At 37.5% G+C, this 25152-nt stretch carries 22 protein-coding genes; 2 read left to right on the top strand and 20 right to left on the bottom strand.

Annotated elements, in window-relative coordinates; all coding sequences use genetic code 11:
* The 16 genes from HF969_RS10080 to HF969_RS08620 form a co-directional block, all read right to left on the bottom strand.
* A partial coding sequence (locus tag HF969_RS10080; protein WP_168427202.1) for a LysM peptidoglycan-binding domain-containing protein occupies positions 1-525 on the bottom strand: 525 nt, incomplete at its 3' end.
* Between the two features lie 132 nt (positions 526-657).
* On the bottom strand, positions 658-1473 hold the full coding sequence (locus tag HF969_RS08690) for a hypothetical protein (RefSeq protein ID WP_090290430.1): 816 nt from the start codon (positions 1471-1473) through the stop codon (positions 658-660).
* A 60-nt stretch (positions 1474-1533) separates the two neighbouring features.
* A complete protein-coding gene (locus HF969_RS08685) occupies positions 1534-1980 on the bottom strand; it encodes a GNAT family N-acetyltransferase (protein WP_090290429.1) in 447 nt (148 codons plus the stop codon).
* A 116-nt stretch (positions 1981-2096) separates the two neighbouring features.
* On the bottom strand, positions 2097-3437 hold the full coding sequence (glnA, locus tag HF969_RS08680; RefSeq protein WP_090290428.1) for a type I glutamate--ammonia ligase: 1341 nt from the start codon (positions 3435-3437) through the stop codon (positions 2097-2099).
* 213 nt (positions 3438-3650) lie between these two features.
* Positions 3651-5759, bottom strand: a complete 2109-nt coding sequence (locus tag HF969_RS08675; RefSeq protein ID WP_090290427.1) for a M28 family peptidase — start codon at positions 5757-5759, stop codon at positions 3651-3653.
* A gap of 386 nt (positions 5760-6145) precedes the next feature.
* On the bottom strand, positions 6146-6523 hold the full coding sequence (locus HF969_RS08670; protein WP_090290426.1) for a hypothetical protein: 378 nt from the start codon (positions 6521-6523) through the stop codon (positions 6146-6148).
* 73 nt (positions 6524-6596) lie between these two features.
* Positions 6597-7364 (bottom strand): nucleoside phosphorylase, encoded by a 768-nt coding sequence (locus HF969_RS08665; RefSeq protein WP_090290425.1) that lies wholly within the window; start codon positions 7362-7364, stop codon positions 6597-6599.
* A 30-nt stretch (positions 7365-7394) separates the two neighbouring features.
* Complete coding sequence (locus HF969_RS08660) at positions 7395-7973, bottom strand: uracil-DNA glycosylase family protein (protein ID WP_090290424.1); 579 nt, start codon at positions 7971-7973, stop codon at positions 7395-7397.
* Between the two features lie 104 nt (positions 7974-8077).
* Entirely contained in the window at positions 8078-8806 is a 729-nt protein-coding gene (locus tag HF969_RS08655) for an amino acid ABC transporter ATP-binding protein (RefSeq protein WP_090290423.1), read from the bottom strand.
* Entirely contained in the window at positions 8806-10254 is a 1449-nt protein-coding gene (locus tag HF969_RS08650) for an ABC transporter substrate-binding protein/permease (protein WP_090290422.1), read from the bottom strand. Before HF969_RS08650 ends, HF969_RS08655 begins: the two co-directional genes overlap by 1 nt.
* A gap of 204 nt (positions 10255-10458) precedes the next feature.
* The gene (locus tag HF969_RS08645; RefSeq protein ID WP_090290421.1) at positions 10459-11352 is read right to left on the bottom strand and encodes an SDR family oxidoreductase; all 894 of its coding nucleotides are present in this window, start codon (positions 11350-11352) and stop codon (positions 10459-10461) included.
* A 166-nt stretch (positions 11353-11518) separates the two neighbouring features.
* Positions 11519-13333, bottom strand: a complete 1815-nt coding sequence (locus HF969_RS08640) for an ABC transporter ATP-binding protein (protein WP_090290420.1) — start codon at positions 13331-13333, stop codon at positions 11519-11521.
* The gene (locus tag HF969_RS10140; protein WP_143406575.1) at positions 13333-15162 is read right to left on the bottom strand and encodes an ABC transporter ATP-binding protein; all 1830 of its coding nucleotides are present in this window, start codon (positions 15160-15162) and stop codon (positions 13333-13335) included. Before HF969_RS10140 ends, HF969_RS08640 begins: the two co-directional genes overlap by 1 nt.
* An 86-nt stretch (positions 15163-15248) precedes the next feature.
* Complete coding sequence (locus HF969_RS08630) at positions 15249-15959, bottom strand: sensor histidine kinase (protein WP_090290418.1); 711 nt, start codon at positions 15957-15959, stop codon at positions 15249-15251.
* The gene (locus tag HF969_RS08625; RefSeq protein WP_090290417.1) at positions 15952-16395 is read right to left on the bottom strand and encodes a LytR/AlgR family response regulator transcription factor; all 444 of its coding nucleotides are present in this window, start codon (positions 16393-16395) and stop codon (positions 15952-15954) included. Before HF969_RS08625 ends, HF969_RS08630 begins: the two co-directional genes overlap by 8 nt.
* Positions 16346-16681 carry a response regulator gene (locus tag HF969_RS08620; protein WP_090290416.1) on the bottom strand — a complete coding sequence of 112 codons (336 nt, stop codon included), beginning with the start codon at positions 16679-16681 and terminating at the stop codon, positions 16346-16348. The genes HF969_RS08625 and HF969_RS08620 overlap by 50 nt, the downstream gene beginning before the upstream one ends.
* 179 nt (positions 16682-16860) lie before the next feature.
* Between HF969_RS08620 and HF969_RS08615 the strand changes: the two genes are divergently transcribed.
* Entirely contained in the window at positions 16861-17457 is a 597-nt protein-coding gene (locus HF969_RS08615) for a hypothetical protein (RefSeq protein ID WP_090290415.1), read from the top strand.
* Between the two features lie 175 nt (positions 17458-17632).
* Here the strand turns inward: HF969_RS08615 and HF969_RS08610 are convergent, their stop codons facing one another.
* A complete protein-coding gene (locus HF969_RS08610; protein ID WP_090290414.1) occupies positions 17633-19633 on the bottom strand; it encodes a coiled-coil domain-containing protein in 2001 nt (666 codons plus the stop codon).
* A 2-nt stretch (positions 19634-19635) separates the two neighbouring features.
* On the bottom strand, positions 19636-21699 hold the full coding sequence (locus tag HF969_RS08605) for an efflux RND transporter permease subunit (RefSeq protein ID WP_090290413.1): 2064 nt from the start codon (positions 21697-21699) through the stop codon (positions 19636-19638).
* Between the two features lie 173 nt (positions 21700-21872).
* Between HF969_RS08605 and HF969_RS08600 the strand changes: the two genes are divergently transcribed.
* Positions 21873-22460: a TetR/AcrR family transcriptional regulator C-terminal domain-containing protein gene (locus HF969_RS08600; RefSeq protein WP_090290412.1), complete on the top strand. Its 588-nt coding sequence runs from the start codon at positions 21873-21875 to the stop codon at positions 22458-22460.
* A gap of 149 nt (positions 22461-22609) precedes the next feature.
* Here HF969_RS08600 and HF969_RS08595 read toward each other — a convergent pair whose 3' ends face one another.
* Positions 22610-23704, bottom strand: a complete 1095-nt coding sequence (locus tag HF969_RS08595; RefSeq protein WP_090290411.1) for a YkvI family membrane protein — start codon at positions 23702-23704, stop codon at positions 22610-22612.
* A gap of 145 nt (positions 23705-23849) precedes the next feature.
* Positions 23850-25145, bottom strand: coding sequence for a glycine/betaine/sarcosine/D-proline family reductase selenoprotein B (locus HF969_RS08590; protein ID WP_090290410.1), 1296 nt, complete (start codon positions 25143-25145; stop codon positions 23850-23852).
* Positions 25146-25152: the final 7 nt, after the last annotated feature.

Raw genomic sequence — 25152 nt, 5'->3', positions numbered from 1 at the left:
TAGAACATTACCTGGATGAATCAGGTCGCTGGATAAATTGTTCCAAGCCTTCAATTGATTAACAGTGATACCGTATTGACCAGCAATCTTACCTAACCAATCGCCTGGTCGGACGGTATAGGTCTTGTTCGTTGTTGGTTTACTTGGTGTAGTCGGTTGACTAGGAACTTCAGTCTGATCATCTACAGGGGTAGACGCATTGTTTGAAGCTTGAGATTCTGACTCTTCTTTAACAGGCTGGTTTTCAGTTGCCGTATTCTCTTTAAGATAGACTTTTAAAATATCACCAGGATGAATTAAGTTGCTAGTCAACCCATTCAATTGTTTCAAATCTTCCATGGTCATGCCATGATTCATTGCAATGCGATAAACACCATCACCAGCTTTAACGGTGTAGGTACCGATCGAGTAATTGCTTTCTTGTGCATAGACACTTGGGACACTATTTAAATGAGTGACTGCTACTGTTGCTAAAACCGACATCGATATAGACAATAGGCTTGTCTTAATGGTTTTGTGTCTCATTATTGTTCTCCTTTATTCTTTCAGTAAACTTGACATAAAGATTATAGCATATAATTACTTAAAATTATTGATAATTACTTAAACGTAATATTTGTAATAAAAAAAGCCAGTAAAGACTGACTTTTTAGCTTCTTATTCTTTTTCAAATAGTTGTTGATTCTTGACAGCTTCTTCCACAGATACTTGACTAAGTTGCTCTAGCTTTTCTTTCAATGATGTTTCGGCTTCTTCAATTTTAGCTAAGTCACTTGCTTTGATTTGCTTAGCAAATTCTAACTGGTCGATAAATTCTTGGAACATTTTTTGAATCTCATCCCGATTAGACGCATAATTTTGTTGGTCAGCAGGTAATGATGCTAAGTCTTTAAAATGCTTCTGGTACAATTCTTCCATTGTTTTCCCTAAGTCGATCGTTTGTGTATAATAGGCATAATTTTTCCAATGAGTAAATAGCTCTTCTTGACTGTACTCTTTTCCTTTCACTTTTTCAGGCTCAGTTAATGAATAGTCTGATACGAATTTAGCTACTTCATCTGTGAGCTTCAATTGATTCAGTTCAAAATCTTGTTCTATTTTGGCTAATTTTTCTTGATAAGGTTGAAGGTAAACTAAATAAGTTTGATCCACTTGACTATTTAATTGGTTAAGCACTACAGACATATAGCTTGTAAATTTTTCGATTTCAGGGTCTTCTTTTAATAATTTTTTATACTCTTCTGTTTGGCGGTAGTCTCTGTATTTTTGTTTAAAAGCTTCAATTTGATCATTCACTTCCATTTTGGCTTCAAGATATGACTGGGATAAATAATCAGAAATGGCCTGGTCTTCTTTTTTGGATACATACTCGCTACTTGCTTCGACAGTCGTCTGCTTTTCTTCTGCATAGGCCTTGTTAAATAGTGGTAAAAGTAGGGTAACAGAAATAAGTGTTAAAAATATTTTCTTCATAATTAATCCGTCCTTAATTTTTATTTTTAGTGCTTAGCACTTAAATGTGTAATTGATCGTTTATTTTCGATTTAATTGTAAATCGATGTGTTCAATATTATCTTCTAGGTAGGGTGAACCAACGACTTCAAAGCCTAACCCCTTATAAAATTCAAGCAAATAAGTCTGACCTGAGAGCGTAATTGATGGATAATCTTTTTGATCAAAGTGGAAAGCGATGGCTTTAAGCATCATCTGATGAGACAAACCCTTCTTACGGTGGTCTTCACGCACCAGAACCCGACCAATCGAAGCTTCTTGGAAGGTAACACCCGGATCCAATAAGCGACAATACGCAATGATTTCGTCATCTTCTTCAAGAAACAGATGATTTGCGTCAATATCAAGATAATCTATATCTAAATAAGGACACTCCTGCTCCACGATAAAAACTTGACAACGCAGTTGAAGAATTCGATAAAGTTCCGTCGTTGTTAATTCATTAAAAGCTTTAATTTTCCATGCCATAGATACTCTCCTAATTTTTAAGTGACTCGCTTTTTAAATATAGGCTCATTTTATCAATAAAAAAGAGACTAAGCAATCAAGGATGCATAGTCTCGATTTATATTACATATTTATAACTAATACGTCTCAAAATACCGGTCAATTTCCCACTGGGAGACATTCTTCATATAACATTCGTATTCGAGCGTTTTTTCTCTGATAAAGTTTTTGGCGATATGATCTCCCAAACTTTCTAAGATGACTGGACTGCTTTTCAATTCGCTCACAGCTTCCTTTAGACTAGCTGGTAATTGGTAGATGCCTTTGAGCATCCTTTTTTCTTGTTCCATTTCATAAATATTTTCACGGACTTCTGCTGGAGGCGTTATGTTTTCTTCGATCCCTTTTAGACCTGCTGTTAATAATGCCGCTAAGGCGAGATAAGGATTGGCAGAAGGATCGACACTTCGCACTTCAATGCGAGTGGAGTTACCGCGAGCTGCTGGTATTCGGATCAATGGTGAACGATTTTGACCAGACCAAGCAATATAAACTGGCGCTTCATAGCCACTCACTAAACGTTTATAGGAATTAACAGTCGGATTAACTATTGCCGTATAAGCAGGAGCATATTTCATCAATCCTCCAATAAAATTATAGGCGATGTCTGAAAGTTCGTCCTTGCCTTCTGGATCATAAAAGGCATTCCCTTCCTCGGTAAATAAAGACAAATTAAAGTGCATTCCTGATCCAGCTAAACCATAGACCGGTTTTGGCATAAAGGATGCGTGCATATTATGACGATGAGCCACTGAGCGGACAATTAATTTAAAAATTTGAATGTTATCACAAGCTGTTAAAGCGTCTGAATACTTCCAATCGATTTCATGCTGTCCAGGTCCACATTCATGGTGACTGGCCTCAATTTCAAAACCTAATGATTCTAATTCCAGCACAATATCACGCCGAGTATTTTCAGCAGAATCGATCGGAGCAAGATCGAAATAACCGCCTTGATCATTTAGTTCCATGGTCGGATTGCCAAATTCATCATTCTTAAAAAGATAAAATTCGGGTTCAGGTCCTAAGTTAAACGAGGTGAAACCTAAGCTTTCCATCTTCTCAAGCACTCTTTTTAAATTAGTCCGAGGATCTCCTGAGAAGGGGTGTCGATTGGCTGTTTCCACATCACAAATGAGTGACGCAACATTGCCTGTTCCTTCTTTCCAGTTATATACCAACCAAGAATCATAATCAGGCACTAAATACATATCACTTTCTTCAATGCGAACAAATCCATCAATGGAAGAACCATCGAAAGTCATCTTCCCATCCAGTGCTTTTTCGATTTGAGAGACAGGAATTTCTACGTTTTTAATTTTACCCATTATATCGGTAAACATTAAGCGAATAAACTGTACGTTTTGTTCTTTAATATCTTGTAAAATTGTAGTGCGTGTCCATTTGTTTTGTGACATAATTGCCTCCTGAATTTAGAATAGCTTTATTATAATCTTATTTTGCTCACACACTTACAATTACCCCAATTTTTCTCATTTATATTTCCGAACGTTCAGAAAAATAGTATATTTTCTTTTAAGGTCCACCACTCAATCAGTATTTTAATTTTAAAGATAAAAAAGCACTCTAACGGAAGACTTTCCATTCAAAGTGCTTTAAAATGCTTGGCTTTATTTTAAAAGGGCTTGGAGTTGTTGTAGTTGGCTGATTTCTTCTTCAACCACATCTTTCAAGAGTTTTTCTTGATCTTTCACATGCTTTTCTAAGACAGTAATCTCCTCTTTGTAATCCGGATTTTCATTTATCACTTTTTGCTTTACAGAGGCAATGGTATCAAATAAGTCCACATGACTGACGATGCGACCTGCCCCCCACATTAAACGGTCATCACTTTGGTCCAAGACATAATTGGTGAAATAATCATAGGTTTCCCTAGAAAAATCATAAGCATACCAGTTGTTATCCACCAAATATAAACTCTCATCCAAAGCAACTTGCCCTTCACTCTTTTCTAAGGATTGAATAGAGGCTTTTAAAGCTATTAAATTATTTGTAATTAATTCATGCGGATATTTTTGTTCATCTTCCCACGTCAAGCGCACAAAAGCATCTTGAATGAAACGATAGGCTGCAAGTACTTTCTCATTTAATGCTCTCGAATCGGCATAAATTTCATCTGCTTGATCCACCTGCCCGGCCTCTAGCGCAGCTAAATAGTTTGCATTAAGCGTTTGAATTTCTTCGTTCAATGCTTTTGCTAAGGGCAAAACTTGATCAACGGCTTCTCTTAAAAGATTCGAATCAAGGTTTACCGATTTGAAAGACTCTTCAGCAATCGTTTCTTTTAATAGCTTTAAAGGCTGAGTTAAGTCAATAGGGGCCACCGCTTGATGGTCAATCGCCATACCTAATAAGCCATATAAATTGTGGTGGTGTTCGAAAGCTTGTTGATTATAGGTTTCTTTATTATCAAATTGAGTATGATAATGGGTATTGCGGAAATCCGATTCAAATCGATTGCGGATGGAAGGTACGCCAGCAATTGAAAACGACCAGTCATCTGCCCAGGTTGTATTAGGTGAAATAACCTCAATACCTTCTGGATACAAGTCTTTAGGAAAATCCTTACCTTTAGCAAATTCTTTAATAAATGCTTCCATTTCATAAACAGATCCGATCTGGTCGGAATCATTGTGGCCCATAGCTGGTAACTCGAAGTTAATATTAGCCACTGCTTTACCTTGCCATTCCGGATGTAAGCGGAAAATTTGGTTAAAGGCACCCGTTGACCAGTCATAACGTGAGTTGCTAACACCCCACTCTTCAGCTGCTAACGCATTGAAAATGATCGTTTTTTCAGGTTGATAGCCTGAATCCACCATGGCTTTTGCGATACCTAATAACAAACCAATTGCAGCGGAATCATCTTGAAACCCATCAAAATAGGCATCATAATGAGCGGAGTATAGGATATAAGCATCCTTATCCTTACCTTCAATCCTACCTGAGATGTTATAGGCTTGACCATCTAATTCAACAGTTGATTTCACATCGAGTGAAACAATCATTTCATTATTATTAGCTGCCAAGGCTGCTTTTAATTGTTCACCGTCTTTTTTACTGATTGATAAAATGGGAGCATCAGCCGGTCCACAAATATCATTAGCGTTTAATGACTCATCAGAAACTTCTCCAAAACCAGCTTCTTGGATAACAATCACCCCTGCCGCTCCTTGCAGTTTCGCTTCATAAGCAGGATAATTCACCCACCACTCTTCCATTTGATTAATATCAATTAAGACGAATTTACCTTTGGCTTCTGCTTCTTGATAATCACTTGCTGTCCCTTTATTAAGATAAACGATAGGAAAGTCTTTGAGACCCTGGGTATCAAAATTGACTTGGTAACCTGCCAAAACAGCTGTCACCTCTTGTCCTTTGACATTAGCAAAAGTCATTTCAGCCTTTTCAAAGGTCCATGCATCTACAGAAAAAGCATCAGATGTCACTTGACTTAAGCCAATCTTTTCCATTTCTTGAGCTAAGTACTGACCCGCTTCGTGTTCCGCTTGAGAACCCGCCATACGGTAGCCTAATTGTTCATTGGATTTAAACTCAGCCAATTGATTAGCTACTTGATAACCGTAGTCAGCATCGACCGCTGATAAATAGGCCTCCTCTGCCTTTTGAAGAGGATTTGACGCCTCTGCAACTACCATGGGTAAGGGAAATAAGGATAGAGCCAGTCCTAAGCAGCTCAATTTTTTTAGTAATTTCATTATTTTTCCTCCTAAATATTTGTTTTGAAAGATCCGAATGCAGCAGACAACAAAAAAGACACCTTTACGGGTGTCAGATGATCAACAAACAAATACCTAGATAATAAGGAGTCTTTGTTCGAGCCCAAACAGTAAATACTTACGCTTACTGCTCATGTTGATCATTCATGACAAATCATGAACTAATGCTTATGAGTTTCCTCATAGAAACATACAGTCCCATAAAGAGACTGTAACAACACGATAAATTTATCGCTAAGTCGGCGGTTACCCTGGCTGTCCGTATGGCCAATAAATGAATGGGTAAAGGTCTTAGTGATTAGGTCGAAGTTAGGCTTCTTAGTAAATCGAGTTAATTTTAACAATTTATTTTAAAATTACAAGCTTTATTTTTCTTTTTTCTCCAACTTATAATTTTCAATTAAGAAAAGAGACGAAAAATAAATGAGAGGAAGTATCAAATAGCTAATGATACGTAGGTTGTAACTTGGGATTGCAGAAACAAAAAACAAGCTAAGCAAAGCTAGAATTTGTATGATACCCAACCATGGCTTGCCTGAAATTTCTAAATGGTCGCCGGTTTGAACTTCAACTGGATTACTTCTAACGCCTAACTGTTTGGCAACAAGGGTCGAACCTTCTACCACCTCAAAAGCCTTTGTCTCGTTTGTATCTATCTTACCAATTGCTTGACCATTTTGATAAATCGTTAGGGGCATTAATCCACCCATAAAATAAACATTCCGTCTAATCGTTACTTGCATATTATTCCTCCTCTATTTAGTTCAATTATATCACAAGCTAAAGTAAGTCTGAAAAAGGTGAAAGTATATTTCATCAAATATTTATAACAGCATCGAGACAAAGAATGAGAGCATCTTCAAAGGAATCTTCTCCCCAACTACGAGTATCGTACTGATCGAGGTTGACCAAGGTATCGGCAGTAAATAAAATTTGCCCCCAGATGATATTGCGCATTTCGGCACACGCAGCCAAAGCAGCACATTCCATCTCAACTACTGCACAACCTTCTTCCTTGCGATAAGCCACCATGTCTTTCGTTTCACGGTAGAAACCATCGGTTGTCCAAGTGGTCACCTCTTGATAGGGGAGTTGGTGGTAGGATAGGGCCCGTTCAATCGCTTTTAAAGCTCGACGATTCATTTCAACAAAACGAGTAGCTTCTTTATAATGATAGGAAGTTCCCTCGTCTCGCAAGGCTTTAAAGGGAATTAAAAAAGTGTTTTCTGCTATATCTTCTAAAGCCCCACAGCAGCCCGCACTTATAACTTCTTCCACCCCATAAGCAATTAAAAATTCTAAAATAGCCGTAGCTGCTGCCGCACCAACAGGAGCTTGGACCAGACATACTTGGTGACCTTGATAGTCCGTTACATAGATGGGATACGTTTTTGTAACAGAAGAATACTCAGCAACTTGTTTAGCATGATGTTTGATCGCATATTCTTCGGTGACATTTTCTAGGAAAGCAAAAACAGCCTTTTTCGGCAATTGAATAGCCAATTGTTCATGGTCAGGCGCAATCACTGCTATAGGATTTGGATCAAATTCTAGAATAGGTATGGGATTTTTCTGAATAGTCATGCTGAAACTCCTTACTTTTAAATATATCGTTTAGATATGCCGTTGAATGAGTCGACGAAATTGCGGAATGACCTCTTCCTCAAACCATGGATTTTTCTTTAACCATCGTCCATTCAGTGGTGAAGGATGAACTAAGGGAAAATACCTTGGCAGGTACGCTTGGTAATTTCTGACTGTCTCTGTTAAGTTTCGCTTACGCTGATCCTTTAAGTAATAACCTTGGGCATACGCACCAATTAAGATGATGCTTTCTATTTGAGGCATCTGATCTAATAATAAAGGATGCCATTTTTCGGCAAAACCCTTTCGAGGTGGTTGGTCTCCCGATTTAGCCTTACCCGGATAATAGAAATCCATCGGCAAATGGGCGATTCTGTCTGATTGATAAAACACTTCACGGCTCACTCCCATCCAATCCCGTAAACGGTCTCCACTGGGATCATTCCAAAAGAGTTGGCTGAACTCAGCTTTTCGGCCGGGAGCCTGCCCGACAATAACTAGCCGAGCTTCTTGCGAAGCTTTATAAAGGGGCAGAACACCTTTATTACTATACGCTTGATTCATAGGGTCTGCAATAATTTTTTGGTGAATTTGGTCTAACGTTTGCATATTTAAATCTTCCTATTCATTTTTTTTCAAGACGGTACACATCTTAATATACTAGTTATATACAATTAAAAACTCAGCCTAAAATTAGACTGAGTCCTTTTTTATTATAAAACTTTATCCAAGAACTCTTTGGTTCTTGCTTCCGCAGGATGATTAAAGATTTGATCGGGATCGGCATCTTCAATCACATACCCTTCTTCCATAAAGATCACTCGGTCTGACACTTCACGGGCAAACCCCATCTCATGTGTAACCACAACCATGGTCATTCCATCATTTGCTAAATCTTGCATGACTTGTAAAACGTCCCCTACCATCTCTGGGTCTAAAGCCGAGGTGGGTTCATCAAAGAGCATGACATTGGGTTTCATGGCTAAAGCTCTAGCAATCGCAATTCGTTGTTTCTGTCCGCCTGAAAGAGAATTCGGGTAGGCCTCTGCCTTTTCGGACATTCCGACAATTTCTAACAAGCGTTTAGCTTCTTCATCCGCTTCTTCTTGGGTCATTTTACCCAGTTCAACGGGTGCCAAAGTGATGTTTTCAAGAATTGACAGATGAGGAAATAAATTAAAGTGTTGAAAGACCATTCCGATATGCTGGCGTGCTTCATTGATATCACTATCAGGCGAAGTGATATCGACGCCGTCGATCACTACTGATCCACCGTTAATTTTTTCTAACCGGTTTAAACACCTTAATAAGGTGGATTTACCTGATCCCGAAGGACCGATAATACATACAACTTCTCCTTTATCAACAGTCATATCGATTGATTTTAAGACTTGGTTTTTACCAAATGATTTTTTTAATCCCTTTACTTCGATAATTGACATTAGACGTTCAACTCCTTCTCAAGACGATTAGATAGCTTACTTAGGATGGTAATTATCACCACATAGATGGTTCCGACAATTAACCACATCGATCCGGATTGGTAGGTTCTGGCGATAATAATCCGACCAGTTTGAGTCAACTCGACGAGACCGATCACTGATAAGACTGAGGTATCCTTTAAAGTAATAATAAATTGGTTCACAAAGGATGGAATCATAATCTTTAATGCTTGCGGTAGGATAATTTTACGTAAAGTGGTCCGACGGGTTAGTCCTAGAGACCGTCCAGCTTCCATTTGACCAATAGCAATCGACTGAATCCCTCCACGGACAATTTCAGCGATATAAGCAGCCGCATTTAAGCCTAGCGTTAAAACGCCTGCCATCATCGTGGTGAATTTAACACCGGTCATTTGAGGCAAACCAAAATAGATAAAGAAAGCCAAAACTAAAAGAGGTAATCCACGCATAATATCAATATAAAGACTAGAAATTCCCTTTAAAATAACATTGGTTGAAGTATTAAATAGACCTAAAATGATCCCTAGGATAAAGGCAATAATTAAGGAAATAAAGGTCACTAAGACCGTTTTACCTAGACCTTTCATCAATGCTGGAAAATTCGCTACGAATTGACCAATAAAGGAATTATCCATGGCTTCCACTTGATCGCCAACATATTGGTCAAGAATTGTTTGGTATTTCCCTGATTCTTTAAGCTTAGCTAATCCATTATTAAATTTTTCTAGTAGTTCTGCGTTTTGTCCTTTATTAACAGCAAAGCCTAAAGGCATTTTGTCAATTTCTTCTCCAATAAGTTCTAAATCTACGGCACCTGTTTTTGCAGCATAAGCCATCACAGGGTAGTCCTCAATCACCGCTTGACTATTACCTGCAATAACATTTTGATACATATTGACGGAATCTTCAAAGGTCGTAATCGTATATCCATACTGGTCTTGCAAGCGCTCTGCAATATCTGCTCCTTGCGAACCAATCTTAGTGGCCACATTCTTACCTTTGAGTTCTTCTAGGGTTTCAATGTTTGATCCTTTTTTAACTGCAAACATCGAACCCACTTCAAAGTACGGGTCTGAGAAGTCAAAAGATTTTTCTCGTTCTTCGGTAATTCCCATCGCTGCAATCATACCGTCTGCTTGATTACTCTCTAGCGCTTGTAATCCAGATGAGAAAGGCATGATTTTGTAGTCGATCGCAAACCCTTCTTCCTCAGCTATCGCCTCAAGTATTTCAATATCGATTCCGACTAGATTGCCTTCATTGTCTGTAAACTCAAAAGGTGCATAATCGGAAGAGGTAATGATCGAATAGGTATCCTTGTTGTTTTCTTCTTGAGCATATATTAAGGCTCTGCCTGACATCAAGGAAGATAGCGTCAGTACTAAAAACATAATTTTTTTAATAAATTGATTGTCAATGATTTTCATAGTTTCACTCCTTATTCCTTAATGATAAAGGCAAATGTTTTTAATATCAAAAGATTTGCTCTATTAAACTATAATTTAAAGACGATAACTAGTGAATGAATTCCTATTCAAACCCTATATAATGCGCTTGATTTACTAAGTGAAAAAACCAACGATGCATATAGAAGACCCCTATATGCATCGTAAATTATCATTCGATTCATTTTATAAGTTAATCGGTTTCCCTCCTGTCACTCCATAAATTTGTGAAGTTACATAGCTGGCTTTATCTGAGGCTAAGAAGACATAGACAGGTGCTAATTCGACCGGTTGTCCGGGTCTACCCATAAGACTAGATTGACCAAAGGCTGGAATTTCTCCCTCCAGTTGACCATTATCTAATTGAAGGGGTGTCCATATTGGACCGGGAGCTACCCCATTAACTCGTACACCCTTTTCGCCAAAGTATTGGGCCATTGAAACAATCAGATTACTGCTGGCTGCTTTAGTGGCCGCATAATCCATCAAATGAGTGGAAGGATCAGTAGCTTGCACAGAAGTTGTCATTATGACAGCACTTCCTGGCTTCAAATACTCTTCTGCCGCCTTAAGGGTCTCATACATACTTATGACATTGACTTTAAATGTATCTTCTACTTGGCGAATACTTAAATTTTGAAGACTACTTTGCGCAATCTGTTGAGCAGCATTTAAAACAAGAATATCAAGTGCACCAAAAGCTTCAATCGTTTGATTTACTATTTCGGTCGCTGCTTGGTTGGCTCTTAAATCGACTGGGAGTAATAAGGCTTTCTGGCCTTCTTTTTCAATCAATGCTTTAACTTGTTGAGCATCCGCTTCTTCACCAGGGAAAAATTGAATGGCCACATCGGCCCCTTCACGAGCATAAGCAATGGCTGCAGCGCGTCCAATGCCAGAATCGCCGCCAGTAATCAGCGCTTTTCTCCCTTTCAGTTGTTGATTCCCAACATAATTTTTTTCGCCACAATCAGGTTGTGGTATCATTTTGTTTTGAATCGCAGGGGTTGATTGTTCTTGATCTGGCAAGGGATCAGTATTATACATTTTTCTCGGATCTTTTAAGTGCGTCATAGATATCTTCCTTTCTAAAATAGATTTTTGTCTGAAAAATGAGATAAGAGAATAAGAATCTTACAACTCGTTTATAGGTCAATTATCCTGAAAAAATGCAGTCTAAGTCAAACAATTAAGACTGAAAGTATACAAATAAAGACATCTCTTATTTTTGAGATGTCTTTATTAATTACTGATAGTACTGTGCTTGTGCTTGCCACAGATCTTTATATTTTCCTTCTTGCTTAACCAAGCTTTCATGACTGCCTCTTTGGACGATACGTCCTTGATCAAACACTAGGATTTCATCACAAAAACGGCAAGAAGACAGACGGTGGGAAATATAAAAAGCCGTTTTATTTTTAACAATTTGCGCAAATTTTTGGTAAATTTCAAACTCAGCAACGGGGTCTAAGGCTGCCGTCGGTTCGTCTAGAATAAAAACCGGAGCATCTTTATAAATAGCACGGGCCATGGCAATTTTTTGAGCCTGTCCCCCTGAAACATTGACCCCCTCAGGATCATATTCCGTTCCCAAATATGACTTGATTCCTTTGTCAAGTGAATCTACAAAATTTTTCAATCCTAATTCATCAAGCGCTTCATTTATTTGATGAGGGTCATAATTGGGTTGAACCGCGATATTTTCGGCCATAGAAAGACCTAATAAACGAAAATCTTGAAAGACAACTGAGAATAATTGATAAAACTCTTTTAGAGAATATTTATCTGCATCAATTTTATTCAGCATAACTTTTCCTTGACTAGGTTCATAAAGTCGCATCATAACCTTTATAAATGTTGTCTTGCCTGAACCATTCTCTCCAACAATTGCGTAATGTTTTCCCACTTCAAAATCTTCACTAATATTATGTAAAGTTGCTTCTTTAGCACCTGGAAAAGTAAAGGAAAGATTTTTAACAGACAATTGATAATTATTATCTAATCTTTTTTCAATTGGAATGGATCCCTTTGCTTCCTCATCGGGCAAGTCCATTAACTCGTAAAACCGTTCCATCGGGGCTGTTTGGGCGAAAATATTTAGAAAAGCCATGGCTTTAACTAAGGAGGTCATCAATTGGTTAATCCCCCCAATCATCTGTACGACCGATCCGACAGGTAAGTTACCTAGAATAACGCGGGCTCCTATTAATAAATAAATTGACCCGGTTATAAGTTGTGAACCAATACTATTGACCAAACGAACCTTACCAAAGCCGCCAAAGTAGACCTTTTCAAATGTATCAAACTGATTCATAAACTGATTAATGTGTTGCTTGATCTTACCTTGCAAATGATAGAGCCTTATTTCTTTACCAGCTTCTACTTCACCCAAGTTCAAAGCCAAATAATTGAAGGTATTGTTGATTTTTATTAACCAACCTGATAATTTGTCCATACCTTGCATCGTTTTTTGAGATAAGATTGTTTGAAGGATGATCACAACAAAAATAATTATAATTAGGATACTATTCAATATATAGGGATGGAGCCAATTTAAGGGATAAAAGCTTTCCGCTTGCCACAAGGGAGCTAAAAGGATAAGAGCAAAAGCTATTTGAATAAGGGCTTCTATTAATAGATAAGTATTATGATAGATTACTTTGAAACTCGAATTGTTTTGAAGTTGATCGCGGTTTATTTGGTGAATTTTTTCTTTAATAGTCGCCTCATCCGCATAGTGAAAATTCATGACTAATAATTTTTCATTAGGTAAAGCTGTCATTTTACGCAGTACGGCTTGATGTTTTTTGTCGACAATTGGTTTTAAACAATGGACCAGAGTATTTAAAATTAAAAAGAGAATAAGATATTGAATAATTAGTTGATAGACATGGTCGAAATCTTTGGCTGCTAAGTGAGTTAAAATTTGAGCAATATAAATGAAATTTAAGAAAGGAATGGCACTGGAAAAAGTACTGATTAATGCCTTATAAAAGAACCCTTCTTGACCATAGTGCCAGACATCTTTAAATGTTCTTAGAAATAATTCACGCTTAGTCATTAGATCAGCCCCCCTTGCTCGATATGTTCTTCATTCTCAGTTTCTGGTATCTTCTCACGGTAATAATAAGCTTGTGTTTCAAACATCTTGTAATAAGCGCCTTGTTTCTGCATTAAACTTTCGTGACTCCCTTCTTCTTCGATTTGACCCTTGCGCAAATAGAGAATGCGATCACAAAATTGAGTTGAGGCTAGGCGATGAGATATAAACAGAGCTATTTTTCCTTTAGCAAAAGTTAAATAATTCTGATAGACTTCACTCTCACTAATCGGATCAAGAGCAGCTGTAGGTTCATCAAGCACTAAAACAAAGGCATCTTTATATAATGCTTGGGCTAATTTAAGTTTTTGTAGTTGTCCTCCGGATAAATGCACTCCTTCACTATCAACTTCGCGAACAATTGCAGTTTGATCCCCCTGGGGCAGATTAGTCACCACATTAGCCATACCACTTTGATCGAGCACTTCTTGGTAGTGAACCGCATCATAGTCGTAACCTTGAAGGATAGTGTCTCTGATTGTAAAAGTAAAAAGATAATTATCTTGAAAAACAGGGGCAAACAATCGGTAATAATCTTCAATGGCAAATTTATTCCGATTGATTCCATTAATTAATATTTCACCTTGATCGGGTTTTAATAAGCCGAGCATTAATTTAATTAAAGTAGTTTTTCCTGCTCCATTTTCACCAACGATGGCTAATTTTTCATGAGGATTGATCTTTAAATTGAAGTTATTGATAATAGGGTAGTTAGCATTTGGATAGGTATAGGTCACATTGCGAAACTCAATTGTTTTGATCTCTTGCGGCATTGCTTCATGATTTTGGTGGCTAAAAACAGGTGCCTGATTAAAATAATGATACATGGCAACTAACTTCTCATTTTGTAAGAAAAACGTCGCACTTGTATTAATTAAATTTGTTAAACTACTTGCCATCATGGTCACCAAGCTCGCATAAATCAAAAAGTTTTGCGGTTCCATTTGACCTGACCTAATCTCTTGCACACTCTGATGATAAGCAAGTCCCATCATGATCACTAACATCAAAACAACAAAGAGTCCTTCAATCCGACTCCATTTATTTTCCGGGCGCACGATGGCTTCATATTCTGACCACAGTTGATCGAAAATTTCCTTAAACCAGGAAGCCATTGAATAGAGTCGGACATCTTTGGCCACTCGTTGATCTCCCATCGTAGTATTCAAATAGCTAAACTTAGTATTGTTGATGACATGAAGGGGACGATTAGCCTTTAATAAATTATTTTGGAAATGTTTGATCACCAATAACCCACTGATCATCACAACGAGTAATAAGAGAAAAATGCCAGACAGTTGGGCTAAAAAATTAACATAGATTAAAACTGATAGTAAAGCAATCATCACTTCAGCAAAGTTAGAAATAATACCACTCAGCGCTTCCTCACCATGATCTAAACATCGTGATGTATTATCAAAAAGTTTAGCGGCATCTGATCCGACTAGAAGAGGAAAGTCTAAGCTCGCTCGTTCTTCAAAAACCTCATTGATCATATTGACCCTGAATACTTCTCTTTGCCTTTCCAAATTAGAGAGCATGATGGCTTTTAAAGCTTCCAAAATAGTTAACCCTCCGATTAATAACAAAACCTGCTTAGAAAATGATAGGAGCGCATTTTCTTTCATCAATAAAGAGATGAGATGGACAGATACAAATAGTTGATAAAGGGGCGTAACAATTTTTAATACAATATCCAGGAAATAATAGAAGTAAAAATATTTATCGAATTGCCACAAACGCTTGACTAAAAAATTTAAAGTTTTGATGCGGTCTTTCACTGCAATCACCTCTCCTTTTCTTGACACTATTATAGAAGGAAAATGCACCTTCTAAGCAGAAAGTGCATCAATGGTTAATATTTTGGCATGAGCGGTTATTTTTGCAATGGCAAGGTAACTTCTGTCGCAAAAACCCCTTCTTCCCACTGTCTGTTGACGAGGCCTTGATTTTTACTGACTGCAGTATCAATCCTTTTTAAACCAAAACCTTGGCGGTTAGGAGCTTTCAAAGATAAAAAGTTTTGTCTCGGCCTTTGTGCCATGGAATTTTGAACGCTGATATAAAAAGTGTTTTTTAAGGGGGCAATATATAAGCGAATAAAAGGGGGCTCGTGATGCTTCCCATTAAGCGTCGCTTCCAGAGCATTATTTAATAAATTCCCCAAAATGATCGCTAAATCATTCGAACTTATTATCAATTCCTTCGGTGCGATAGCACTTGCATGAACCTCGACCCCATTTGCTTGAGCCCGAGTCAACTTGGTATTGACCAAGGCATCAATTAAAGTGTTACCCGTTCGAATGATCGTATCGACTTGATTCATTTCATTAGTTAGTTCTTGCAGGTACTGATCCAAGGCTAGATAGTCTTGACTGGCTAGATAGGCCTGCATGACTTGAAGGTGATTGCGGTAATCATGACGAATGCCTCGCATTTGCCGGTAGATTGACTCGACTTCTAACGCATAATCATCCAATTCCTTTTGCTGAATTTGATGAAAACGCAAATCTAACCTTAAACGGTAGATGTACCACAGACTGAGCAATAATGCGAAAAACATTAAGCTTCCTAACGCTTTAATCATAAAAGGCACTTCCTTTATAATGATCGATAAAAGCCTTTTGAATAGACTTAGCTGAGCGACGCGAAAGAGGCACCTTTACTCCCGATGAAAGAATGACCTCTTCTTTACCCATACTTTCGACATGATTAAGGTTAACTAAATAAGAACGATGCGGTGCTACAAAACGTTGGTCTAAGCTTTCTTTAAAACGAGCTAATGTTCCAGGTATTAAGAGGTCTTGGTCTGCTAAAACTAACCGCAATTCGCGTTTATTAACCTCAACCAGGATCAAATCATCTAGCTCCAAGACATGTTGCTTTCCCATATGGTCTTCAACAATCAGAAAACTTTCAAACTTCGGTTGAATAAGCAGGTATTTAGAAAGTACTCTCTCAATCGCTGAAGCGTTAATGGGCTTTAAAAGAAAATCTAAGGCATCTACTTGGTAGCCTTCCACAGCATATTCCGCATAAGCCGTGGCAAAGACAATTTTTAAATAGGGAGCTTTTTGTTTTCAATTGATGGGCTAACTCCATTCCGTTAATTTCAGCCATTTCAATATCAAGAAAAGCGATTTGCCATTCTTGGTGGTCTTCGAGATCAAATAAAAAACTTTCGGCTGACTCATGACAAGTAATTATGGGCTTGATATGAAGTTTTTGACAAGCTGTTTCAATCATCAGCGCCATGTTTTTTCGTTGAATAGCTTCATCATCTGCTACAACTATCTGAATGGTACGCATAACTACCCTCCATCGTCAATTTTCTCTTATTATAGCAAATAATCATAAAAATATTAAAAACGATTACAAATTTTAAAATTAAATGAGTCATCGGTTTAATTTAAGCATATCATTCTGTTTTCGTTAACAATTATGGTTTACTAAATATGTATATAACTAAGGCAAAAGAAAGGAATAGTATGTTAAAAGACTTACCTAGGCTTTATCAAATTATCTATTATTTGAGCTCCATGTCCCTGTCGATCATTTTGTTTACTCTAAAAATACTCTATAGTAACTTTGATCAGTACAATCTCAATCATTTTCATATTTTATTGATCGTTCTCGCAGTCCTATTCGTTTTGGGTCTTTTAAGTAGATGGCTCTATACTAATTTGAAAAAGAAATATGCACGTAAAACCTATACCCAGCAAAACCAATATGATGAAGAAGACTTTACCAAAGATAAAATCACCGATATTAATGGTCAGCCTGTTTCTTTTTTGATTTCAAATGTGACGACGGTTTATATTATTCAGTCATTCACTTGGCCTTCTGTATTCGCCTACATATTTATTCATTTAATTTTATTTACAATGATGGTTGAAGGTGAGAGTTTGCAGCCCAACCCTTTCTTTCTCCTGTATGGTTTAAATATTTACAAAACTAAAAATAACGATTTTCTGTATGACTTTAACGAACCCTTCGAACATAATGCAATCTTAAAGTTAAATGACAACAAAGATTGCCGGTCTTATTTGGTCGGTTCAATTGATCTGAATGCTAAGAAAAAATAGTCACTCCTATAAAAGAAGCTAGACACTTTAGTCTAGCTTCTTTTATAGTTTAGCATTTTTTATATTAAATCTTTGTCAGATAGCCTCTTCTTAGCTCCCCCTTCAAGCGATTATTCGAACTGTTTTGCTTTTGGTCTAGTAATTATTCAACAACTATAACTGTTTTACAAATTATTTAATCCTCTTTCTTTTGGAATAAATCTTTTATTTTTTCCCAGACTGAGGGTTGAGGTTCTTCCCGCTCAAGTTCTGGCTCTTCTTGGTCTGCTTGTATTTTTTCTGTCTTTAAGACAAACTGGACGGACTTGATTTTGCCGTTCTTGCTTGAAGCGTAAGAAATCGGTTGATTGGCATTCCCTGTCAGTTCAGAAAGAGTCGCATCAATTTCTTGCTCTACTTCCTGATCTAAGCCGGCTGTTTTATTCTTAAACTCGTTAGAACCTTGTTTTAATTTATCGCTTCCTTCATATAAATCATTAGAAGCATTGACTAGTTGATTCAAATTAGCGTCTAATGAAGAACTACCTTCCAATAATGAGGCGCTGCCCTCACTTAAACTTCTAATGCCGTTTAAGATTGCTTGATGACTGACCACAAGTTTTCCAAGAGATCCCGTATAATCATCGAGTCCTTGATCAAATTGAGTATATTTAGCAGCCAAGTCTTCCACACTGCCACTTAATTTAGGTAATTCAGCTGTTAACTCATCAGAGGTACTTACCATTTCTTGAATGGCTGTGTGAAAGTCTGAATAAGCAGTATTCAAATCTTGACTGCCTGCTTGTAGTTGTGTGGTTGAGCTAGAAACCGTCTCTAAATATTGGGCTGTGGCATCAATCATCGCGTTATTACCCGTAAAGACTTGTTCTAAATTCGCGGCTTGTGTCTGAGCAATGATTTGATCAAGCTGAGCAGCTAGCTCTTCCTTATTCTCAATTTCTGATGCCCTGATTTGAGAAGCGACATTGGATAGGGCTTGGTTTAAATTGTTTACGGCTTGCATTCCATTATTATTGCCTGCTTGCAATTGCTGAATGTCTAGACCATTCTGTCCCAAAGCTGTTATATATTGTTGGTAGCCTACACTTTGATTCAATTGAGTAATGCCACTATTTAACTCTTCGATTCCCGCTTGAATTTCGATCGACGCTTGGTTTAATTGTTGCAGTTTACCTAACTTTTCTGATAGCAAGCTTAATTGATCATTTGATGCATTAATTAATGCTTTAAATTGATCAGAGCCTTGTCTCAATTCTTCGGAATGACTATCGAGCTCCTCTAATCCGGCATGCATTTGCTCAATCCCTGTTTTTAACGTAGCAATTCCGTTATTGACTCTAACAGCTCCTTCTTCTAAACGCTGACTACCACTAGCTAATTGACCAGACCCTTCACTTAATTGCCAAGCTCCCTCTTTTAATTCGCCGGCCCCTTCATCGATTTGTTTAACACCACTTTGTAATTCTTCAATTTTTTCAAGCAACTTGGCATCTTCCAAATCGAAGCCTAAATTGATATTGATACCATTAATAGCGATCGGCTCCATTTCAAAATTTTCTACTTTAGCCTTGATGGAAAGATTGGCACCTTGTTTGGGTAAAACGGTATAGGTTAATTGTTTATTTTTTCCAACGTTGGCGATGGTTGCTTCTTTCGCTTGGATATCTTTTACTTTTTCAGTATCAAAAAGTAACGTAGCTTGCAGACCATAATTATTAAAAAAGAAAGGATCCACTTGTTCGTTTTCTTGAATCGTTAATTGTATTTCCAAATCGCCTGATTGACCTACCAACTCTTGAGCGGTTACTTCGTGCTGATTGAGTAAATACTTAATCGCAATAGCCCATGGTAATTGTTGTTTTTTTAATTTTCCTTCATAATATAGTTTGTTTTTACCATTCGTAAATTGGACCTTTCCCTCATCCAACTTTAATTCGTTCTCAGATGTCATATTTCTAACTTCAGTATAGTCACCGTAATCGGTAATATCCCCTTCCTGATCGAAAATATTGACTATATATGCTTGATTGATACTCCCGTCGTGATTTAACAGACCATATACAACCTCCTCTTTGGCTCCGTTCACTTCCTTTGCCAAAACATTTGGTAAATTGGTACCCAAAATACTCATGATGATTATGCCACTTAATAATTTATTTATTAGTTTAGTTTTCATATTTAATGTCCCTCCTTTAAAAATTTAAGCCCATAAGTTAATTTTTCAATCGGCTTGTCAAATAAATAAAGCAAACCTGGTAAGACAAACATGACAATCAAAATAGATAAAATTGACCCCTTAGCTAGGAGCTTTCCTAATTGCATTAAAATGCCGTGAGTGGTTATGTAACCAAGTAGTGTTCCCACTAAAACAATAGCAGAACCAGAGGTCATAATTGAAACCGTAACGTTAGAAACGGTCTCGATAATGGCTTCTTTCTTCTCTAGCCTTTCGCGGTTTTCTAAATACCTTCTTGCCATCAATATTGCATAATCTACTGTAGCACCTAATTGAATCGCTCCGACAATTAAATATGAAAAATAAAAGAGGACCTGATTAGTGAAATAAGGAATGGCTAAGTTGATCCAAACAGCTGTTTCGATGGATAAAACTAGGATAAATGGAATAATTATTGATTTGAAACTAATAACTAAAACAATGAAAACAGCTGCCGTTGAGATCAAATTGACGCTTAAATTGTCTTTAGTTATGGTATCCATTAAGTCATAAGTACTAGCACTTTCACCCGCCAAGTGGGCTTGGTTAGGGTAAAAATTATCAGCCACTTCACGTATTTTTTCAACTAAGTTAAACGAAACGTTTCCTTCATATTCCGAATCGACGGTTAGAATCATTCGACTGTAGTTTTCTGACTCTAATAGGCTGAGGGTCTCTGCATCTAAAAATTCTTTAGGAATTTCAGGCCCAACGGTATCTACATAAGAAATGATATCCTTTACCTCAGGGATTTTTTTCAATTGGGCACTCAAAGCAATTTCTTTAGTCTGTTCACCTTTGGGTACAATTAAAACCATCCGGTTGGATTGACCGAAATTTTTCTTAATTTCCGCAGAATCTTGACCGACTTTTGTCTCAGGTCCGAATATATGTTCAGCACCATAATAATAATCATTTTCTTTTTGAGCTAAGAAGGAAGGAACTACCAAAATAGCAAAAACAATCACTAATGGAACCATCGTTTTGGTAACGCCCTTACCTAGTCTTCTAAAATTGGGTAAAAGCGGTTTATGTTTGGTTCTTTCCATTAAGCGATAGGTTTTTATGACCAAAACTGGTAATAAAACAAAGACGGTGAGTAAGCTAATTAAAATCCCCTTTGCCAAGGCTATTCCTAAATCGGGGCCAATTTTAAATTGCATTAAGGCCAATGTAGAAAAACTAATAAAAGTGGTCAAACCACTGGAAGCGATTGAACCGCGTGATTGAATGAAGGCTTTCACCATCGCCTCCTTGGCTTCCATCCCTTGGTGTCGATTTTCCTCAAATCGATGGAGTAAGAAGACAGAATAGTCGAGTGATACTGCCAATAACAGTATATTTCCAGCACCATTGGTTACAAAGGAGATGGTGCCAAACACCAGATTTGAACCAGCGTTTAAGAGAATCGATACCCCAATCGTTAATAAGATAATGAGAGGTTCGAACCAATAATTCGTTGTAATTAATAAAATAACTAGGACGACTGGAATAGTGACCTTGATAATTTTGCCTATTTCTTCAACCGTTGATTCTGCTGCTACCGCCGTATTAACCGCGGCTCCTTCTAAATATCCTCTATCTCCAATCAAGGCACGTAGTGAATCAACTGCTTCTATTCCCTCTCTTTCATCGATAGTAATTGAATACAATGCATTTTGATTTTTATAATAATCCTCAACCAGCTCTTGGTCATATTGTTCCAAGGGTTCCGTAATATTAACGGTATCATCTAACCAAAGGACCTCATCGACCCCTTTAATTTGACTAATTTTATCCTTAAATTCTAGCGCTTGAGGGATCGATAAATTTTCTAACATTAAACGCGCATTAGGTACTTGACCCTCAAATTCTTTCTCCATCATTGATAAGGCTTGAGTAGATGGACTGTCTGAAGGAAGGTAATCATTCATATCGTAGTCCACTTTTACTCTAGGCATACTTAAAAGACTTATTACACAACCAATCATAAAAAAGAGCAAGACAAGTTTGTCATGCTGCAATATCTTTCTAAATACTTTTTCCATACTTCCTCCTTAAAAAAAGATTGTCGTTAAACAAGATTGCTAAACGACTACTTTTAGAGTATATTAAGGTCATAGAAGTTGGACAATGTCCAATATTAGGATAGTTGGCCTATAATTAGACACTTTTAAATATTTGACCATCTATTTAAGTTTAAATATCCAAGGAGGTTTCTATGGAAAAAGAACGCATTACGACTACAATGACCAAGCGAGCATTAGCTGCTTCATTAAAAAAGCTAATGAATCAAAAAGCCCTTGATAAAATATCCATCCGTGAAATTGTCGAAGATTGTGGCGTCAACCGCAAAACCTTTTATTATCACTTCACTAATATTTATGATTTACTTAATTGGATGTTCGAAGACGAGGCCATTGAGCCGGTTCGAAAATATGACTATTTAACCGAGTACGATGAAGTGGTACGCTTTGCCATAAATTATGTGGAAGAAAATGAACATGTGGTGAGTTCTGCCATCAATGCCTTAGGTAGAGACGAGTTGAAAAAATTTTTCTATAATAACTTCATTGAAAACATGCGCAAAATTGTCGATGATATATCAAAAGAAATGGTTATTCCTGAAGACTATAAAGACTTCCTCATTGATTTTTACACGGATTCCTTTGCTTCCTTACTCACTAATTGGACCCACAACAAGGACAAAAACGATAAGGAAAAATATATTGAATACATCTCCATTACCCTCTTTGAAGGGATACGCCCTGATCTTGAAAGGACACATGAACACTTTGCTAACAAATAATTATTAAAATACCCCTGAAGTCAGATAGGACTGATCTCAGGGGTATTAAATGTGAATCAAACCATTCGGTCTATTTAATTGATTTGAATAACAACTACACGCAGTCGACTTTTTAAATCGATCAAAAGAGAGTATAAAATTATAATTTATTAAACCAATTTTGAACCCATTTTTGTTCGAATATCATGAACAATCATGAAGCCAATAAGAATAAATCCTAGGTATCCATTTAAACCATAAAGAATGTTTACAAGATCCTTATAAGGCAAGAAAATAGCGATCACCATTCCTATAACTCCACCTAAAATAGTTAAAATCTTATAGCGTGAGGTTCCCTCTGTCGCAACACGTCCTACTCCTGTCCAAAGCAGAGGAACTGCCGTGGTATAGATTCCAGCAAAAACAATAACAGCAAAAGCTTGCGCAAATACCGGGTTCACTTTATTGGCTAATACCAATGCTGGAATATCAGCGTTACCAGTTTCACCAATGTAGCTAATCAAAGCGATACAACAAATGGCTGCTGCCCCGAAAATGAATAAGGTAGATAGAAGCATCCCCGTGTTTACTTCTTTTAATTTATTTCTTGCACCTATTTCTGATAGAAAAGCTGCAAACCACAGAATAACGAATCCGCCGTATGAGGCACCTGAAAAGAATGGATTGTCGCCTCCTACTTGAACCAAATCATAGACGCCTCGATCAATTGCGCTTACATTTTCGCTGAAGTTTGGAAAGCCAGTGATCGCAGTGATGGTTGATACAATCAAAATAAGAATAATAATAATCGGACCTATTTTACTAAGCGCATTGATAATCCCGTCTAATCCGAAGACAGCTGTAGCAACTACAGCGATGGTCAAGACCAATGCGCCTGCTCCGTTTGGTAATCCCCATTGTTGAGCAGCCGTAGCATTCGCCCCTCCACACATAACGATAAAACACATATAACAGAAAAAGGCAGAAAAATAGTCAAAGAAGGCACCTATGTACTTACCGGTATAATGTTGGTAAATATCGCCTCCTCTTTCAAGTTTCAAGCGATTACCATTTGTCGCAAAGGATAAATTCGTATAGATATAAATGATTGCCGCAACAGCTATGACAATCCAAAAGCGTGAGCCATAGGAAGCCTCATATTGCATTACTTCTTGCATTGTCGCAAATCCAGCGCCAATGTAAAAGGCGATACACGCGCCTGTAAATCCTAGAATCGTCCAAATGTTCATTTTAGTTTTTTCCATGATTTCCCCCTCTTTTCTACTTTCGAACATCTTGTCATTCTGAAGAAGTAAGTTTTAAAAAAAGCAGTCCATAGAACAGTTATAAAGCTATTCGATCTGGACTGCTCCTATTATTTTAATTTCGATTCATTGATTCCTTGAGGATTTAGAATACGGTAACTTCTGTTACAGGTTGACTCAATGCATTTACAGCACGTTCAACCATCTTCATGCGTAATTTCTCTTCATCTTCGCGTTCCATGGATGGATCTCCTGTAGGGTGAGGAATTGCTACTGTAGGAACAATTCGGTTTGCTCCCACAGATTGAGAAATGGTAATAATTGTAGCCATATGAACAATTGGAATACCAAAACGTTCGATTTCTTTAACGATCGTTGCTCCGCAACGTGTACAAGTTCCTCAAGTACTGGTAAGAATTACCCCATCAACTCCCGCTTCCTTAAGTTCTTTTCCTATTTCTTTACCGAATATTATGGCATTACCAACGGCTGTTCCGGTTCCCGTTGTCGTATAGAAAGTGTCATGAACCTTACCAATTTTGCCTTCTTTTTCCATGATTCTTAGAGACTCTAATGGAAGAACACGGTCTGGTGATTCATTACAATAGATAGGATCAAATCCACCATGGATAGTGATGAAGTCGCCTGTAAGGTTATCATGACCTTCAATATTGTATTTACCCCATTTTTGGGCTGAGGCAGATTGAATCCGATCGGGATTTCCTACCGGTACAATCCCGCCCGTTGTTACTAAAGCAATTGTGGCTTTAGTTAAGTCCTTAATTGGAGGGGCTGGTTCCACTAAATCAAAGGTAGGCATTGGCATTTCAGTTTCATATTCTTCATTGTTCAAACGCTTCATCAACATCTCTACCGCACGAACGGCACCAATTTTATCAGAAAAGCCTGTAATACGCTTGCCTTGCTTGAAGATCCCATCTTCCTCAGGAATAATTTGCTCACCGGCTAATATTTTTTTAGCAACCGCAGCCATTTTAGGTAAGGCAGATCGCATATCAATTGCACTATTGCCAGTTGGAATGGTATATGCTTTTAGTCTGGTAATTTCAAGACCTGGGTTTTCTTCATACATACCTGATACTACAGGAATATCGTATTTATCCACCACGAATTGGGCAATTAACGATGAAGCCACCCCATAGCGGCCCGCATTAAAGGAAGGTCCGACAACTACTAAATCTGGTTTGACCTCATCCATTGCTTTCTTAAATTCTGCTAAAGCTGCTTCATTATTTTCATTGATATAGTTATCGCCGCAAATAAAAGTCGCGACCACTTTACCTGCATCGCCCAACTCCTTTTCAAATCCTACGGCAGGACCGACTGTCCCTTCCTTTAAAACGGGAGCAAAGTCAGCATTGTCTTCTCCACCAATTTGGCCAAAAAACTGATTCAAATAATATAAGATTCTTTTTTCCATTGTCTTC

The sequence above is a fragment of the Facklamia miroungae genome (assembly GCF_012396555.1).
Lineage (GTDB): Bacteria > Bacillota > Bacilli > Lactobacillales > Aerococcaceae > Facklamia > Facklamia miroungae.
The sequence above is the reverse complement of the archived record's forward strand: the minus strand, read 5'-3'. Positions and strand labels throughout refer to the sequence as shown.